The organism is Novosphingobium sp. fls2-241-R2A-195 (assembly GCF_030209485.1).
Lineage (GTDB): Bacteria > Pseudomonadota > Alphaproteobacteria > Sphingomonadales > Sphingomonadaceae > Novosphingobium > Novosphingobium resinovorum.
Genome location: NZ_JARVRY010000013.1, coordinates 1 through 16,855 on the forward strand (window position 1 = coordinate 1; position 16,855 = coordinate 16,855).

Sequence of the window (16,855 nt, forward strand, 5' to 3'; positions counted from 1 at the left end):
GAACTCCGGGAGCCGATACCTGCACTATGTAAAACGTATGGTTACGTTAGGACATATGCAGCATCGGCTTGCTTTAAACTGGTACCCGTGGCCCAAAGACCCACGAGACCAGGCGCCGTCGCCCACATGTCCCTTCATCTAAACCTACAATGTCAAAGAACCACCAGGCAACAAACCCGGACAACCCGTCGTCCCCGGCTTTAACCTCGGAGAGCTTGGTGCCCGTCAGTGCTTGGCGACCGATGCAAAACCGTGTGGTCCGCTGCGGTGAACGGGCCTCTAAGGCCACCAGGTGAGTCGGTCAAACACTAATTTCAAAAAAAGTTCATCAAGCACCAGAAACCCCGGTTTCCTGCGCCTTTGCAATTACATAACCCCTCTTACCGCGCAGCATCACCCCGTTCAGCCTGCATAAAAGCGCGAATCTCCCGTCGCTCCCTGCCACCAGTCGGGCATTCCTGCGTTCGCTATCGCAGCATGATTGCTTCGCGGGGCTCAGGTGCTATCGGAATGCACGTGTCGAGAATGTTGAAACCACGCGCGCGACTGGGCGGCGCGGCGCTTATGGCGCTCGCGCTCGCTTGTGCAGGATGCGCCGAGACCACGAGGGACGTCGCCAGCGCCCCGGCCCCTGCCGCCGGCGCCGAGACTCCTGTCGTACCCGCGGCCCCCGCATGGTGGCGTGAGGCGGGAGACCCCGTTCTGGCGACACTGATACAGCAGGGCCTCGATACCAGCCCCGAAGTCATCTGCCGGATCGCTTCGCTGCGCCAGTACGATTACCAGACCGAGCACGACGCCAAACGCATCGGCGCCAAGCTGGGGCGGCTGTTCGGCGACAAGAGCGTGAACGCCGACCCGCAGATCAGGACTGAGAAGGTCGACCGGGTATCGGCGCGTCGGGAACGACTCGCCCGGCAGATCGCGCTTACCTATGTCGAAGTGCGGCGCCTGCAGAAAGACGTCGCGCTGCGCGGCAATCTGCGGGCTCAGTACAAGGATAATGCGGAAGTCGCCCAGTTCCGCCGTGAGGCCGGGCTCGTTCCGGCGATCGACGGATCGCTCGCCCGTTCGCAGGACGAGACCGCGCAGGGTGAACTGGGGTTCGCGCAAGGGCGGCTCGATCAGGCCATTGCCGAACTGGCCCGCCTTGTCGGGGATCAGCCCGATGCCCTTGCCGCGAAGCTCGGCACCCCGGGGACGCTTCCCGATCCTGCGGTAGACCCGCTTGCCTCGGCCGCACCGGAGAACCCGCAACGGGCCGTTCTGGCCGATGCCGTCCTCAGGGAAGCCCGACTGACTCAGGCGCTGGAGGAATCGCGCCGCTCCGTCCGTGACGCGCGTACCGCCTACCGCGAGGGAGCCGGGGCCTTCTCCACGCTTTACGTGACCGAAGCCGCCGCGCTCGCGGTCGAACTCGCGCTGGCTGATGCGCGCGCGGCCCGGGTGACGGCGACGCTCGATCTCTGGTCCGGGCAGGACGGGAGTTGGGCGCGCGAAGGTCTTGCACCGGTCGTTGCACCCGATCCTTCCGCGACAGGCCCCACGATAACGGTGACCGCCGGCTGTGACTGAACATGATACGCATACCCCGCTCGACGCCCTGCTCGGCGCCGCACCGCGCCGCGTGTTCCGCCACTGGCTGAGCCTGCTGATCCTGGCCATCGCCGCGCTGGGGGCGATGACGTTCTTCGTGCGCTTCGTGAGCGGGGACGACTCCCCGTATTATTCCACCCCGGTCGAGCGCGGAAACCTGACCCCGCTGATCTCCGAACGCGGGCAGATTCGCGGCGCCGGCGAAGTGACAGTGTTCTCGGCGCTTCCCGGCCGCGTGACCTGGGTATCCGGCAAGAGCGACGGCGCGGTCGAACAGGGCGAACTGCTCGCCATGATCGACGCGGGTGAGATCAAGGGCGCGGTGGAAGTCGGCCGCTCGCGCCTGACTGCAGCGCAGGCCGCCCTTGAAGCGGCGCAAGTCACCGCGCAGGATACCGGATCACGCCTTGCCCGGTTCGAGAGCGTATGGCGTCGCTCGGGCGGCCGCGCGCCCTCGCTCAACGAGATCGAGCTTGCCCGTGCCGATGCCCGCCGCGCGGACCTTGGCGTAGAGGCGGCGCGCGCCGAAGTGAAGGCCGCGCAGATCCAGTTCAAGGAAGACGAGACGCGCAAGTCCGGAGCCGAAGTGCGCGCTCCGTTCTCGGGCATACTGACCATGCGCCATGCGCAGCCGGGGCAGATGATCGGCGATCACCAGCCGCTGTTCACGATCGCGCAGGGCATCGCACCGCTGACCATCGAAGTCCCGCTCGACACCCACAGGGCAGAGCCGATCAAGGCGGGAACGCTTGCGAGTATCCGGCTCGATACCCTGCCCGACGCGCCGCAATCGGCCACGCTGACGCTGATGCGCGTATCTCCGCCGCCGCAGACCACACCGCCGCTTGCCGTCTTCACGATCGAAAAGCCCGGCCCGCAGGTCCGTCCCGGCATGAAGGCCACCGTCGAGATCGAACTGCCCGAGCGGCAGAACGTGCTGCTGGTCCCCAATGCCGCGCTGGAATTCGAGCCGGGCGCGCGTGGACCACAGCGGCGCGAGCGCATCTTCGTGCTCGACGGCGGCGAGCCGCGCCGGGTCTACGTCACCGTCGGCGCCAGCGACGGCAAGCGCACCGAAGTCTTCGCGAACGACCTCAAACCCGGCGATCGCGCGATCATCGGTTGGCGGGACGCGACGGCCGGAGGCGGCCAGTCAGGCGGATGAAAGGTTCCTCCTGCAACAATTGCCGCGTCCGTGCGTATGGGCATTCGACGGAAAATCCGAGGCAACAAGGGTAAGCAGCATTCTGAACGACGACGCGCAGATGTCGCGCCGCACGGCCATGGGGCTGATGGCGGCGCTCGCAGCGGCAAGCGCCCTGCCTGACGGGGTGAAGGCCGCGACGGGCGGTCGTCTCGGTACGCCCGAGCCGTTCTCGTGGGATCGCCTGGTGGCCCAGGCCCGCGATCTAGCCCGCAAGCCTTATGCGCCGATCGCCGAATCCACGCGCGCCGCCGCCGACTACGATGCGGCCGGGAAGCTGACTTACGGCGATGCGCCGATGGTCGCGGGCAACGTGCGGCTGTTCCCCGCCGTGCGCGGCACCGCGCCCAAGCCCGTCGTCATCTCGGTCGTCGAGGGCGGGCAGGCGCGCGCGATCGTCGATACCAGCGATCTGTTCGTCGGCGGCCACAACACCGACGCCGTAGGCTTCCGCGTCATGGACGCGACCGGCCGCAGCGACTGGCTGGCCTTTCAGGGCGCGAGCTATTTCCGCTCCTCCGGCGACCGCGACCAGTATGGCCTCTCGGCCCGCGCCATCGCCATCGACACCGGCCTTGCCACTGGCGAGGAGTTTCCCGACTTCACCCGCTTCTGGATCGAGCAGACCGGCGCCGACAGCGTACGCATCCATGCCCTGCTCGACGGGCCGAGCCTTGCCGGCGCCTATGCGTTCGATTGCCGCAAGACGGCGAATGGGGTGACGCAGGACGTCACTGCGGCGCTGTTCCTGCGCAAGGACGTCAAGCAACTGGGCCTCGGCGCTGCTTCGAGCATGTTCTGGTACGATCAGTCGAGCCCCGCCCGTACGCACGGCGACTGGCGGCCGGAAATCCACGATTCGGACGGCCTCGCGATCTGGTCGGGCAATGGCGAGCGGGTCTGGCGGCCGCTGGAAAATCCCGCGGTGGCGCGACTTCACGCGCTGCGTTCGGATTCGCCAAAGGGCTTCGGCCTGCTGCAGCGCGACCAGGCTTTCGATCACTATCAGGACGACGGCGTATTCTACGACCGTCGCCCCTCGCTCTGGGTCGAGCCCAAGGGAGACTGGGGCGCGGGCGCGGTCGGCCTCTATGAAATGCCGACGGGCAGCGAGACGCTCGACAACATCGCGCTGTTCTGGCGCCCCGACCGTCCCGCCAAGGCCGGGCAGCGCCGCGATTTCGCCTATCGGCTGACCTGGACGTCCAAGGACCCGACCATCGATGGCGGCTCACGCTGCGTCGATGTGTTCGAAGGCCCCGGCGGCAGTCCGGGTTCGCCGCCGCTGGAAGGCGTGCGCAAGTTCGTGTTCGATTTCTCCGGTCCCGCGCTGGCGGGCCTCGACCGGACCAGCGGCGTCACGCCCGATACCGACTTGCCCAAGGCTGCGGTGGTCTCCGCCGTCGCCTATCCGGTGGCGCGGTCTGACGGGCGCTGGCGAGCGATGATCGACGTGCGATCCGCCGCCCTGACCCAGCCCCAGTTCCGACTTTTTCTCAAGCGCGGCAACTCCGCGCTCAGTGAGACCGTTATCAAGGCTCTAGAATCGTGAGTGCGACGCCGATGAACCATTCGCCGATGCTTCCGGCCGAATCGCCCATGGCGATGCCGATCCAGAACCTGTGGGGCAATCCGCCCGGCGCGCGCGAGGTGAAGACCGCGCCGCACGGGATGCTGGTCAAGCGCCTGCTGCTGCTCGCGCTCACTGCCGCCATCGGCCTCGCCGCATCGAGCACGGTGCGCATGGAACTCTCGCGCGACGGGCTCGACTGGGTCGAAGCGCTGCTGCTGGTGTTCTTCGTGCCGCTGTTCTGCTGGATCTCGTTCGGCTTCGTTACCGCGACGATGGGCTTCCTCAAGCTCATCACCGGCGAGCATCCCGGCTTCACCGCGCTGCCAAGCCCGGCCTCCAGCCTGCGCCACAAGACCGCCGTGCTGATGCCGGTCTACAACGAGGGCGTCGAGGAAGTCTTCGCCCGCGTGCGTGCCATGGCCTACTCGATCGCCGAAGCCGGCGGCGCGCCGTGGATCGACTTCTTCGTCCTCAGCGATTCCAACCCCTTCCACGGCAAGCGCGAGGAAGCCGCCTGGCACGAACTGGCCGACCACGCGCCGATCAAGATCTATTACCGCCGCCGCGAGAAGAACATCGCCCGCAAGCCCGGCAACATCGCCGAATGGGTCAAGCGCTTCGGCGGCGCCTACGAGAACATGCTGGTGCTCGACGCCGATTCGATGATGAGCGGCGAGACGATCGTGGGCATGGCCTCGATCATGGAGGAGCGTCCCTCGATCGGCCTGCTCCAGACGGTGCCGATGATCACCAACGCGCGCACCCTGTTCCAACGCTGGATGCAGTTCGCGAGCGAGGCTTACGGCCCCATCGCAAGCGCCGGACTGCTGTGGTGGTCGGGCTCGGAAGCCAACTTCTGGGGCCATAACGCGATCGTGCGCACCCGCGCCTTCGCCGAAGCCTGCGGCCTTCCGGAGCTTCCCGGCAAGGCGCCGTTCGGCGGCCATATCCTCAGCCACGACATGCTTGAATCCGCCCTGCTGCGTCGGCGCGGCTGGGCGGTCCACATGGTCATGATCGGCGGTTCCTACGAGGAATTCCCGCCGACGATCATCGACATGGCGATCCGCGACCGCCGCTGGATGCAGGGCAACCTGCAGCACCTGCAGCTGCTCGGCGCCTCGGGCCTGCACTGGGCCAGCCGCCTGCACCTGCTGATCGGGGCTTCGGCCTACCTCACCTCGCCGGGCTGGCTGCTGCTGATCCTGACGATGATCGGCCAGGTCGCGACGCATGGCGATGGCGGCTTCGTCACCCTCGCCCCGCCAAGCGTGCTGGCATTGACAGTGATGCTGCTGTTCGGCCCGAAGATCATGGGGTTGATCTGGGTCCTGGCCGACGGCGAGCGGCGTCGCAGCTTCGGCGGCGGCTTCGCGGCCGTCCGCTCGGTCCTGCTGGAGACGGTACTGGCCATGCTGCTCGCACCAATCACCATGGTGACCCAGACCAAGGCACTGCTCGGCCTGCTGCTGGGCATCTCGGCGGGCTGGAACACCCAGACCCGCGATGCCCGCCGCATCACCGTGCGCGAGGTGCTGCCCGACTTGCGCGAGCACCTGCTGCTCGGCGCGGGCCTGACGGCGACCGCGTTCCTCGACATGACGACGGCGATCTGGCTCTCGCCGATCATCGTCGGCCTGTTCCTCTCGCCATGGCTCATCAGCCTGTCGTCTAGCGAGAACCTCGGCGACAAGGCGGACGCAGCCAAGGTTTTCCGCGTGCCCGAACCCGGCATCGTCGAGGCCAGCGAAGATCCGCGCAAGGAGGCCGCGATCCTCACCGAAGGTCAGTCGCTGGTCGAAGCCTGAACGAAAAACCGCGCCGCCGCTTCGGGAGCGGACGGGAAGTAGCCATGCATGTAGCTCGCCGTGAGCGAGCCGACGCGATAGAGCGCTTCCCCGTCCCGCCCGTCCGGCGTGCTGGCGCGAGCCTCCGGGACGAGCCCGGTTTCCAGCCGCGAATAATGAAACGTGTGCCCGCGCAAGGTCCCTCCCGGCAGCGCGATGTGCTGCATGCCGAGGGCGGCGAAACGCCGCTGCATCGCGGCGTGCCCCTCCAGCAATCCGAGCAGATCGGCCCGATACCCCTCTACGTCCGTCAGCGATGCACAGGCGTAGAGCATGCCCCCGCACTCGGCGAGAATCGGCCTGTCCGCCGCATGATGTGCCCGGATCGCTTCCAGCATCGGCGCATTGGCGGCAAGCGTCTGCAGATGCAGTTCCGGATAACCTCCGGGGAGCCAGATCGCCTCGCAATCGGGCAATCGCGCGTCATGAAGCGGTGAGAAGAAGGCGAGCTGCGCGCCTGCCCGTTCCAGCCATCGCAAGTTGGCGTGGTAGATGAAGGCGAAAGCCTCGTCCCGCGCGATGGCGATGCGCAGACCCCCCAGATTGGGGCTTTCCTCCGGGACCTCGGGCGCCGGGAAGCTCACCGGCGGCGGCAGGTCCAGCACGGCATCAGGCAGCAGGCTCGCCGCCCGATCCAGTCGCGCGTCGAGATCCGCGACCTCGGCTGCCTGCACCAGCCCGAGGTGCCGCTCGGGCAGCGTCACTCCGGCCTCGCGCGGGAAAGTGCCGAGCCACTTCACCGACGGAGGCACGCCCTGCTCCAGCAATTCCGCGTGCCGCGCGCTGCCGACGCGGTTGGCGATCACCGCATGGACCTCCAGCCCCGGCCGATACGTCGCAAGACCGTGGACCACCGCCCCGAAAGTCTGCGCCATCGCCGATCCATCGACCACCGCAAGCACCGGAAGGCCGAAGCGCCCGGCGAGGTCGGCGGCGCTGGGATCGCCGTCGAACAGGCCCATCGCGCCTTCGACGAGGATCAGCTCGGCCTCGTGCGCCGCTTCGTGGAGAAGGGCGCGACACTGCGCTTCTCCGCACATGAAAAGGTCGAGTTGATGGACCGGCGCGCCACTCGCGACTTCGAGCACCATGGGGTCGAGGAAGTCCGGCCCAACCTTGAAAACGCGCACTTTTCTGCCCGCTTTGAGGTGCCTTCGGGCCAATGCCGCGGTCACCAGCGTCTTGCCCTGACCCGAGGACGGAGCGCTTATCAGGTAGGCCGGGCAGGCCGGGGCATCGTCTTGGCGCGGAGTGTCCATCGCCTCCGCACCTATGGTTTCCCGCAGGTTGGCGCAAGCATTGGCCTCTTGCGCGGCAGCCCGGCGCACGATACTTGCCGCGCCGCGACAGGTTCCCCGCGAGGGGATTGAAAGGGAACGCGGGTGAAATACCCGGGCTGCCCCTGCAACTGTAAGCGGAGAGCCGTTCGGCCACATGCCATTGGGGATGCAAGTCCCTGAGAAGGCGGCCGAAATGGGCGAAGACCCGTGAGCCAGGAGACCTGCCCGTCGCCGTCGTTCTTCGACCGGACAGGGTGTGCCGGACGAACGGGGGAAGTCATTCCTCGCGCAACGACAGCCATCGTTCCGGCGGCCTGAGGGGGCTTGCGGGAGGTGTCGCGCTGTCTGTCCGCGCCCACTGCCCATGATCCTTCACCAGCCGGCGGAGCACCGCCGTTTGCATGAAGGAATACCAGTGAAACAGTACCTTGCCACGACCGCAGCCACCATCACGCTGCTCGTTTCGGCCTCTCCGGCGCTTGCGGACACAGCGGCACCCAACGATACCACAACGGCACCTGGCGACACCGAGAGTACACCAGGCGCGGCCGACAACATCCTCGTCAGCGCGCTTCGCACCCCCGTCGCGATCGAGCGCGTCTCCGCCACCGTGACCGTGCTGGGCGAGCCCGCGATCGTCGCCCTGCAGCCCATCGCCCTGACCGATGCCCTGCTGCGTACCCCCGGCGTCTCGATGTCGCGCAACGGCGGATACGGCACCACCACTTCTCTGCGCATCCGCGGCGCCGATGCGGGCGAGACCGTGATGGTGATCGACGGCATGCGCTTGTCCGATCCCTCGGCGACGGCGGGCGGCTACGGCTTCTCCAACCTGCTGCTCGACGACGTCGACCGCATCGAGATCCTGCGCGGGCCGCAGTCGATCCTGTGGGGCAGCGACGCGACCGGCGGTGTCGTCAACGTGCGCATCCGCCGCCCGACCGAGCCGCTCGAAGGCAGCTTCGCCGTTGAGGCGGGAACCCATGACACCGTCTCCGCCCGCGCGGGCGTGGGCGGCACCTCGGACCTCATCGACTGGCGCCTCTCCGCCTCGCGCTTCACCACCGACGGTATCTCCGCCCGCGCGAACGGGACCGAGGCCGACGGTTTCCAGCGCAGCGCCGCCAGCGGCACCGTCACGGTGCGCGTCGCCCCCGGCGTCAGCCTCGACCTGCGTGGCTACTGGGCCGACGGGAAGAACGATTTCGACGGCACTTCGGGCGACACCCTCGCTTATGGCACCACGAAGGAATGGTCGGGTTACGCCGGCCTCAACTTCGCGCTGCTGGACGGCAAGCTCGTCAACCGCGTCGCGGTGCTGCAGAACGTCACCGACCGGGAGAACTTCGACCCCACCCGCTCGATCCGCGCGATCACCTTCGACGCGCACGGCCGCCTGCGCCGCTACGAGTACCAGGGCACCTACACCTTCAGCGACGCGATCCAGGCCGTGTTCGGCGCCGAGCGCGAGGAGCAGCGGATGACCACCGCCTCGCCGACGAACTCCGCCACGCCCTATACGCTGACGCCCTACGCGGTGGACATGGACAGCCTCTACGCCGAACTGCGCGTGAGCCCGGTCAAGGGCCTCACCCTCGACGGCGGCGCGCGCTACGATCACCAGTCGCGCTTCGGCGGGCAGACCGTGTGGAGCGCGGGCGCGGCCTATACCCCCAACGAAGGCGCCACGGTGCTGCGCGCCAGCTATGACGAGGGTTTCAAGGCCCCCTCGCTCTACCAGATGTACAGCGCCTACGGCACCGCCGACCTCGCCCCGCAGAAGGCCAAGGGCTGGGAAGTGGGTGCCGAGCAGAACTTCGGCGAGGCGCTGCGCCTCACCGCCACGTGGTTCCAGCGCGACACCGACAACCTGATCGACTTCGCCTACTGCCCGACGGCTAGCGATTCAGGCGGCACGCTCCCCACCGCCTGCTACATCCCCGGCACCACGACCACGCGCTTCGGCTACTACGCCAACGTCAAGACGGCCAAGGCCAGCGGCCTGGAACTCGCCGCGTCTGCGAAGCTGGGCGTGCTGTTTGCCGAGGGCAACTACAGCTGGACCCGCGCCGAGGACCGCACCGAAGGCGCCTCGACTTATGGCCGCCAGCTGCAGCGCGTACCGCGCCACATGGCCAATGCCGAAGCGGGCATCGACCTGCCGCAAGGGCTTCGCGCCAGCGTCGCGGCGCGCTACTCGGGCGAGACCTTCAACGCCGCCACCGGCACCGCGAAGCTGGACGACTACTGGCTGATCGACTTTCGCGCGCAAGTGCGGATCAAGGAGAACCTGATGCTGCAAGGCCGCGTCGAGAACCTGACCGACAAGGACTACCAGACGGCGGCGGGTTACTCCGCGCTGGGACGGACGGTCTACGTCGGCGTGCGCAGCCGGTTCTGATGACAAGGAAGGCCCACCCCCGCCCCCTCCAGCAAGCGGGAGGGGAGACTTGCCCAAGACTTGGGAGCCCGCTGCCTGAAGCGGAACCGTCCTTGATAGTACCGTCGTCATTCCCGCGAAGGCGGGAACCCATCTCCCGACTTCGCCTGTTGCACCCGCATCAGTTGGGTCCCCGCCTTCGCGGGGATGACAAACTAGCTTTCAACCGCAGCAGGGCGGGCCTGCCCTCAAGAGAAACACCCCCATGCTGACCCCCGTACCTCCCGGCCCTTCGGTGGTCGTCTGCAACACCTGCCGCCACACCGCCGACGCCCGCGAGGACGAGACCGGCCAGCGGGGCGGCGCCCTGCTCGAAGCGGCGATGCGCAGCGTTCAGGCCACCGACCCGGACCTGCAGGGCGTCCAGATCCAGGCCATGCCCTGCCTCTTCGCCTGCAGCCGCCACTGCACCGTCCACGTCCGCGCACCGGGCAAGGTCGGCTACGTGCTGGGCGACTTCATGCCGGACGAAGACGCCGCCCGCGCCATCCTCGAATATGCGGCGCGCCATGCCGAAAGCGAGCACGGCCGCGTGCCCTTCAAGGAATGGCCGCAAGGCGTGAAGGGCCACTTCATCACCCGCACGCCCCCGGAAGGCTACGTCTGCACATGACCCGTTTCGCCGATCCCGCCTCCTTCGCCGCTGCCCTTGCCGCGCTGCCCGAACCCGACGAGGCCAGCCGCGCCGCCGCGCTGAACCGTCAGGCCCGCCTCACCAAGCCCACCGGCGCGCTCGGCCGACTGGAGGACATCGCGGTGTTCATGGCCGGCTGGCAAGGCTGCGAGCGGCCCGAGGCGGACCCGGTGCAGGCCGTCGTCTTCGCGGGCAATCACGGCGTCACCGCGCAGGGCGTCAGCGCCTATCCGCCGGAGGTCACCGTGCAGATGGTCGCCAACTTCGAGGCGGGCGGCGCGGCGATCAACGCGCTGACGGAGGCCTGCGGCGCGCGGCTTTCGGTGGTGGCGCTCGATCTCGACCGGCCGACCGGCGACATCACCCGCGAGGCGGCCATGAGCGCGGAGGAATGCCTCGACGCCCTGAACCGGGGCGCCGCCGCGCTGGGCGCCGATACCCGGCTGCTGCTGGTGGGCGAGATGGGCATCGGCAACACCACGCCCGCCGCCGCGCTCTGCGCCGCCGTACTGGGCGGCTCCGCGCAGGACTGGATCGGACGCGGCACCGGGATCGACGACCTCGGCCTGTCGCGCAAGGCGGTGGCGGTGGAGGCGGCCGTGGCGCTGCATTCCGGCGCCGCCATCGACGCCTTCGAGACGTTGCGCCTTCTCGGCGGGCGCGAGATCGCCGCGATGGCGGGCGCGATCCTCGCCGCGCGGCTGGCGCGAGTGCCGGTGCTGCTGGACGGGTTCATCGCCTCGGCCGCGATCCTGCCGCTGCTGCGGGACAACCCGCGTTTCACCGATCATTGCATCGCCGCACACTGCTCGGCCGAGGCGGGGCATGTGCGGCTGCTGGACAAGCTGGGGCTGGAGCCACTGCTTCACCTCGGCCTGCGGCTGGGCGAAGGCACCGGCGCTGCGCTGGCGGTGCCGATCGTGCGCGGGGCTCTGGCGACGCACAACCGGATGGCGACGTTCGACGAAGCGGCGGTGACCGATAAGGCATGAGCGGCATCGCGCTCCACCTGATGCGCCACGGCGCTCCGGCAAGGCCGGGCCTCCTGCTGGGCCACCGGGACGAGCCCGCGTTGCCGTCCGAGATCGCCCGCTGTGTCGCGCGCGCCGAGGGACTGGCGTTCGACCGCGTGGTGTCCTCGGACCTCAGCCGCACCCACGATCCCGCCGCACGCATCGCCGCCGCGCGCGGGCTGGAGCACCGCGTCGATCCCGACTGGCGCGAGCTGGATTTCGGCGACTGGACCGGCCTTGCCGCCGCGGAGGTCGACCCTGCCGCCTATGCCCGCTTCTGGCAGGACCCCGACGCCCACGCCCCGCCGGGCGGCGAGCGCTGGTCGGCCCTGCGCGCGCGGGTGGAGCGGGCGCTGGCGGGGATCACGGTGCCGAGCCTCGTGCTGACTCACGGCGGCGCGATGCGCGCGGCGCTGGCGGTACTGTTCCACATGGAGCAGCCGCAAGTCTGGGCCTTCGACCTGCCTTATGCGAGCGTGCTGAGCCTGCGCCTCTGGCCTGGCGAAGGCGCGCAGATCGTGGGGTTGAGTACATGACCCTCCCCTCCGCGCGCATGCCCCGCCCCGCCCGGCCTCCCCACCCCTCGTCATTGCGAGCGCAGCGAAGCAATCCAGGGCGGCGCAGCACTGCCCTGGATTGCTTCGCTGCGCTCGCAATGACGGTGAGGCCGGGGAAATCCTCATGAAGCACCTCGTCCTCGCCCTTCAGTTCCTCACCCGCCTGCCGCTCCCCGCCGTTCAGGCCGACGCGCAGGATTTCGCGAAGGCCATGCGCTGGTTCCCGGTCGCCGGGCTGCCGGTGGGCGCGGCGGCAGCGCTCCCATGGTGGCTGCTCCAGCCGCGCGATCCGTGGCTGGGCGCTCTGGCCGCGCTTGCCGCGTGGGTGGCGATCACCGGCGCACTGCATCTCGACGGCCTCGGCGACGTGGCGGACGGTGCGGGAGCCGCCCACGGCGACCGCGCGCGCCTCTCCGCCGTCATGGCCGACCCGCACGTAGGCAGCTTCGCCGTCGTCGCGATCGGCCTGCAACTGCTCGCCAAGCTGGTGCTGCTGCACGCGCTTACCCCCGTGCAATGGCCCGCGCTGGTCATGGTGCCGGTGCTGGCGCGCATCGCCCCGATCGGCTGGACGCTGTTCCTGCCGCCGCTCCACTCCGGCCTCGGCTCCCGCTTCCGCGAGGGCGTCGGCCGCCTGCACCTGATCGGCTGGAGCCTCGCCGCGATCCTCGCCGTCGTGCTGACCTCGCCCGCGCTGCTGGCGCTGTTCGTCGCCGTGCCGCTGTGGGGCTGGTGGCTGCGTGCGAAGCTCGGCGGCATCTCGGGCGATGGCCACGGTGCCGGGATCGAGCTGGTCGAGACCGCCCTGCTACTCGCGCTGGTGCTGCTGCCGTGACCCCCGACCTGCTCCACCACGGCGGCCGCCTGGCCGAAGCCGCGCGCCTTTACGGCGGCGATCCGGCGCAGTGGCTGGACCTCTCCACCGGCCTCAATCCCGTGCCTTGGAGCCCACCCGACAATCTGCGTATCGATTGGCACGCCCTGCCCGATCCCGAAGCGCTCGCCGCCCTCGAACGGACCGCTGCCCGCCACTTCGGCGCCGAGCCCCGCCACGTCTGCGCCGTCCCCGGCAGCGAGACCGCGCTGCGCCTCCTCGCCGGAATGCTGGACCTGCCCGGCCGCGCGCTGGCCCCCGCCTACCGCACCCATGCCGAGGCTTTCGCCCGCTCCCGCCCGATCGCCTTCGCCGCGCCAACCGAGGGTGCCGAGGCCGTCGTCCTCGCCAACCCCAACAACCCCGACGGCCTGCTGCGGGGAGCCGCCGCCGTGCTCGGCTGGCACGACGCCATCGCCGCGCAAGGCGGCTGGCTGATCGCCGACGAAGCCTTCGCCGACTGTCACCCGCAAGCCAGCGTCGCCCGCCACGTCACGGATCACCGCCGCCTCATCGTCCTGCGCTCGTTCGGCAAGTTCTTCGGCCTCGCAGGGCTACGCCTCGGTTTCGTGATCGCGCCGAGCGAAGTGCTGGACCGCCTGCGCGCCCTGATCGGCAGCTGGCCCCTCCACACCGCCGCGCTCGAACTCGGCCGCGCCGCTTATGCCGACGCCGCGTGGATAGAGCGCACCCACGCCGAACTCCCCGGCCGGGCCGCCGCGCTCGACGCGGTGCTGAAGCGCCACGGCCTGTCCCCGCAAGGCGCCTGCCCGCTGTTCCGCTACCTCTCGGGCGTGGACGCAGGCGCGCTGTTCGAGCGGCTGGCCAAGGCCCGCATCCTCACCCGTCCTTTCGCCGAGCGCCCCGACACCCTGCGCCTCGGCGTCCCTGCCGATCCCGCCGCGCTGGACCGCCTCGACCGGGCGCTCCGCCATGGCTGAACCCATCGCCGCCGCCGCACTCGCGATCGAGGCCGCGCTCGGCTGGCCCGCCCGGCTCCATGCCCTGACCGGCCACCCCGTCGGCCTCTTCGCCCGGATCATCCGCGCTTGCGAGCGCCGCCTCAACCGCCGCGACGCCTCGCCCGCACGGCGCCGCCTCGCGGGCATGCTCGCCACCGCGCTGCTCGTCGCGCTCACCGGCGGTCTCACTCTCGCGATCGAGATCGCCGTCCGCGCCCTCGCAGGCGCATGGGCCTGGCCGATCCTCGCCGTGCTCGCCTGGCCCGCGATGGCCGCGCGCAGCCTCGACGACCACGTCCGCCCGATCCGCGACGCCCTGCTGCGCGGCGACTTGCCCGAGGCACGCCGCACCGTCGGCATGATCGTCGGCCGCGACACCCGCAATCTAGACGCGCCCGCCACCGCCCGCGCCGCCATCGAGAGCCTGGCCGAGAGCTTCTGCGACGGCGTCGTCGCGCCGCTGTTCTGGCTGCTCCTGCTGGGCCTGCCAGGCGCGTGGATGCTCAAGGCGATCAACACCGCCGACAGCATGATCGGCCACCGCGAGGAGCCTTACGGCTCCTACGGCTGGGCCGCCGCGCGCCTCGACGATCTCGTCATGCTCATCCCCGCGCGGCTTGCAGGCGTGCTGCTGTGCCTCGCAGGCCTGAAAGGCTGGCGCATCATGGCCCGCGACCACGCCCGCCACGCCTCGCCCAACGCGGGCTGGCCCGAGGCGGCGATGGCCGGCGCGCTGGGCATCCGCCTCGCCGGGCCGATCGCCTACGACGGCGTGCTTGCCGACAAGCCGTGGATCGGTGAAGGCGGCATCGCGACACCGCACCACCTCTCCCGCGCGCTGACGATCTACCGGCGCGCCTGCCTGATACTGGGCCTGATATTGGGGATCATCGCTATGGGAATCGCATGGCTGGCCTGATGCTGCAGGGAACCGGCTCCGACGTCGGCAAGTCGGTGCTGGTCGCAGGGCTCTGCCGCGCCGCCGCCAACCGGGGGCTCACCGTCCTGCCGTTCAAGCCGCAGAACATGTCGAACAACGCCGCCGTCACGCCCGAGGGCGGCGAGATCGGCCGCGCGCAGGCGCTGCAGGCCATCGCCGCGCGCGCGCCGCTCCATGTCGACATGAACCCGGTGCTCCTGAAACCCCAGGCCGACCGCACCTCGCAACTGATCGTCCACGGGAAGGTGCGCGGCACGCTGGGCGCCGCCAACTTCCGCGAGGCGCGCCGTCCCTTGCTGGGCGAAGTGCTCGAAAGCTACCGCCGGCTGGAGGCGCGCTGCGACCTCGTTCTCGTCGAAGGCGCGGGCTCTCCCGCCGAGATCAACTTGCGCAGCGGCGACATCGCCAACATGGGCTTCGCGCGCGCCGCCAACGTCCCGGTGGTGCTGGCGGGCGACATCGACCGGGGCGGCGTCATCGCCGCCGTGGTCGGCACCCGCGCGGTGATCGATCCCGAGGACGCGGCGATGATCCACGGCTTCATCATCAACAAGTTCCGCGGCGATCCCGCCCTCTTCACCGACGGCTACGAGGCGATCGAGCGCCTGTCCGGCTGGCGCGGCTTCGGCGTCCTGCCGTGGGAGCCCGCCGTCGCACGGTTGCCGAGCGAGGACGCCGTGATCCTCGAACGCGGGCTCGGCGCGAAGCCGGGCAAGCTGCTGGTCGCCTGCCCGATCCTGCCGCGCATCGCCAACTTCGACGACCTCGACCCGCTGCGGCAGGAGAGCGGCGTGGACGTCGCGATGATCCCGCCCGGCACCCCGATCCCGGCCGAGGCGGCGCTGATCGTCCTGCCCGGCTCCAAGGCGACGATCGCCGACATGGCCTTCCTTCGGACACAGGGCTGGGACATCGACGTCCTCGCCCATCACCGGCGCGGCGGGGCGGTACTGGGCATCTGCGGCGGCTACCAGATGCTCGGCCGGACCATCGCCGACCCCCTCGGCATCGAGGGGCCTCCGGGCGAAGTCGCCGGGCTCGGCCTGCTCGACGTGACGACGGTGCTGGCGGGCCGCAAGACGCTGCAGCAAGTCGAGGGCACGGCGATGGACGCCCCGTTCGCAGGCTACGAGATGCACATGGGCGTGACCGAGGGGCCCGACGCCGCGCGGCCTTTCGCGCGACTGGCGCAGGGCCGCGCGGACGGCGCCATCGGGCGAGACGGGCGGACTTTCGGCACCTACTGCCACGGCCTGCTCGCCAAGCCGGGCCTTCGCAGCGCCCTGCTCGCCCGCATCGGCGCGCAGTCGGACGGCTTCGACAACGACGCCCGCGTCGATGCCGCACTCGATGCGCTGGCCGAGGCGATGGAGCGCCATCTGGACATCGACGGGCTACTCGCCCTGGCGGGAGTTACCTTATGATGCGCAGCCTTCTGGTCTTGGGCGGCGCCCGTTCCGGCAAGAGCCGCCATGCGCAGGCGCGCATAGAAGCGCAGCCCGGCCGCCTTTCCTACATCGCAACCGGGCAGGCGTTCGACGGTGAAATGACCGAACGCATCGCCCGCCACCGCGAGGATCGCGGGCCGCGCTGGACCACGCTGGAGGAACCGCTCGATCTGGCAGGCGCCATCGACAGGGCCGCGCGGGAGGCGGATGCGGTGCTCGTCGACTGCCTGACACTGTGGTTATCGAACCTGATGCTGGCGGACCTGCCGCTGGACGGGCCGGTCGCGGCTTTGCAGGAGGCGATCCGCCGCTGCCCGGTCCCGCTGGCGCTGGTATCCAACGAGGTGGGCCTGAGCATCGTCCCCGAGAACGCCCTCGCCCGGCGCTTCCGCGACGAAGCGGGACGCCTGAACCAGACCATCGCCGCGACGGTCGATGAAGTCGAATTCGTCGCTGCGGGGCTGCCGCTCAAGCTGAAATAGAGAAA

General features: G+C 69.6%; 14 protein-coding genes and 1 riboswitch. Of the genes, 13 read left to right on the forward strand and 1 reads right to left on the reverse strand.

The features are described 5' to 3' along the window. Positions 1–525 precede the first annotated feature (525 nt). The 4 genes from QRN25_RS10785 (at position 526) to mdoH (ending at position 6,181) form a co-directional block, all read left to right on the forward strand. A complete protein-coding gene (locus QRN25_RS10785; RefSeq protein ID WP_271182705.1) occupies positions 526–1,575 on the forward strand; it encodes a TolC family protein in 1,050 nt (349 codons plus the stop codon). Continuing rightward, entirely contained in the window at positions 1,568–2,761 is a 1,194-nt protein-coding gene (locus tag QRN25_RS10790) for an efflux RND transporter periplasmic adaptor subunit (RefSeq protein WP_271182704.1), read from the forward strand. Before QRN25_RS10785 ends, QRN25_RS10790 begins: the two co-directional genes overlap by 8 nt. Before the next feature lie 100 nt (positions 2,762–2,861). Further along, the gene (locus QRN25_RS10795; RefSeq protein WP_271182703.1) at positions 2,862–4,352 is read left to right on the forward strand and encodes an OpgD/OpgG family glucan biosynthesis protein; all 1,491 of its coding nucleotides are present in this window, start codon (positions 2,862–2,864) and stop codon (positions 4,350–4,352) included. Between the two features lie 11 nt (positions 4,353–4,363). Further along, the gene (mdoH, locus tag QRN25_RS10800; protein ID WP_285019533.1) at positions 4,364–6,181 is read left to right on the forward strand and encodes a glucans biosynthesis glucosyltransferase MdoH; all 1,818 of its coding nucleotides are present in this window, start codon (positions 4,364–4,366) and stop codon (positions 6,179–6,181) included. Here the strand turns inward: mdoH and QRN25_RS10805 are convergent. Beyond that, positions 6,160–7,548, reverse strand: a complete 1,389-nt coding sequence (locus tag QRN25_RS10805; RefSeq protein ID WP_285019534.1) for a cobyrinic acid a,c-diamide synthase CobB — start codon at positions 7,546–7,548, stop codon at positions 6,160–6,162. The two genes, mdoH and QRN25_RS10805, sit on opposite strands and share 22 nt — an antisense overlap. Positions 7,549–7,551: 3 nt before the next feature. After that, positions 7,552–7,743, forward strand: a riboswitch (cobalamin riboswitch). A 172-nt stretch (positions 7,744–7,915) separates the two neighbouring features. Between QRN25_RS10805 and QRN25_RS10810 the strand changes: the two genes are divergently transcribed. From QRN25_RS10810 to cobU, 9 genes are all read left to right on the forward strand, one after another. Then, positions 7,916–9,901 (forward strand): TonB-dependent receptor plug domain-containing protein, encoded by a 1,986-nt coding sequence (locus tag QRN25_RS10810; protein WP_271182700.1) that lies wholly within the window; start codon positions 7,916–7,918, stop codon positions 9,899–9,901. A 244-nt stretch (positions 9,902–10,145) separates the two neighbouring features. Further along, entirely contained in the window at positions 10,146–10,553 is a 408-nt protein-coding gene (locus QRN25_RS10815) for a DUF1636 domain-containing protein (protein WP_271182699.1), read from the forward strand. Further along, the gene (gene cobT / locus QRN25_RS10820; protein WP_271182698.1) at positions 10,550–11,566 is read left to right on the forward strand and encodes a nicotinate-nucleotide--dimethylbenzimidazole phosphoribosyltransferase; all 1,017 of its coding nucleotides are present in this window, start codon (positions 10,550–10,552) and stop codon (positions 11,564–11,566) included. The genes QRN25_RS10815 and cobT overlap by 4 nt, the downstream gene beginning before the upstream one ends. Next, positions 11,563–12,123, forward strand: coding sequence for a histidine phosphatase family protein (locus QRN25_RS10825; protein WP_271182697.1), 561 nt, complete (start codon positions 11,563–11,565; stop codon positions 12,121–12,123). The genes cobT and QRN25_RS10825 overlap by 4 nt, the downstream gene beginning before the upstream one ends. A 145-nt stretch (positions 12,124–12,268) precedes the next feature. Further along, the gene (gene cobS, locus QRN25_RS10830) at positions 12,269–12,979 is read left to right on the forward strand and encodes an adenosylcobinamide-GDP ribazoletransferase (RefSeq protein WP_271182696.1); all 711 of its coding nucleotides are present in this window, start codon (positions 12,269–12,271) and stop codon (positions 12,977–12,979) included. Then, positions 12,976–13,959 (forward strand): threonine-phosphate decarboxylase, encoded by a 984-nt coding sequence (locus QRN25_RS10835; protein ID WP_271182695.1) that lies wholly within the window; start codon positions 12,976–12,978, stop codon positions 13,957–13,959. The genes cobS and QRN25_RS10835 overlap by 4 nt, the downstream gene beginning before the upstream one ends. Then, positions 13,952–14,899: an adenosylcobinamide-phosphate synthase CbiB gene (cbiB, locus tag QRN25_RS10840; protein WP_285019537.1), complete on the forward strand. Its 948-nt coding sequence runs from the start codon at positions 13,952–13,954 to the stop codon at positions 14,897–14,899. Before QRN25_RS10835 ends, cbiB begins: the two co-directional genes overlap by 8 nt. Further along, on the forward strand, positions 14,887–16,344 hold the full coding sequence (locus tag QRN25_RS10845; protein ID WP_271182693.1) for a cobyric acid synthase: 1,458 nt from the start codon (positions 14,887–14,889) through the stop codon (positions 16,342–16,344). Before cbiB ends, QRN25_RS10845 begins: the two co-directional genes overlap by 13 nt. Further along, complete coding sequence (cobU, locus tag QRN25_RS10850; RefSeq protein ID WP_271182692.1) at positions 16,344–16,850, forward strand: bifunctional adenosylcobinamide kinase/adenosylcobinamide-phosphate guanylyltransferase; 507 nt, start codon at positions 16,344–16,346, stop codon at positions 16,848–16,850. Before QRN25_RS10845 ends, cobU begins: the two co-directional genes overlap by 1 nt. Positions 16,851–16,855 lie beyond the last annotated feature (5 nt).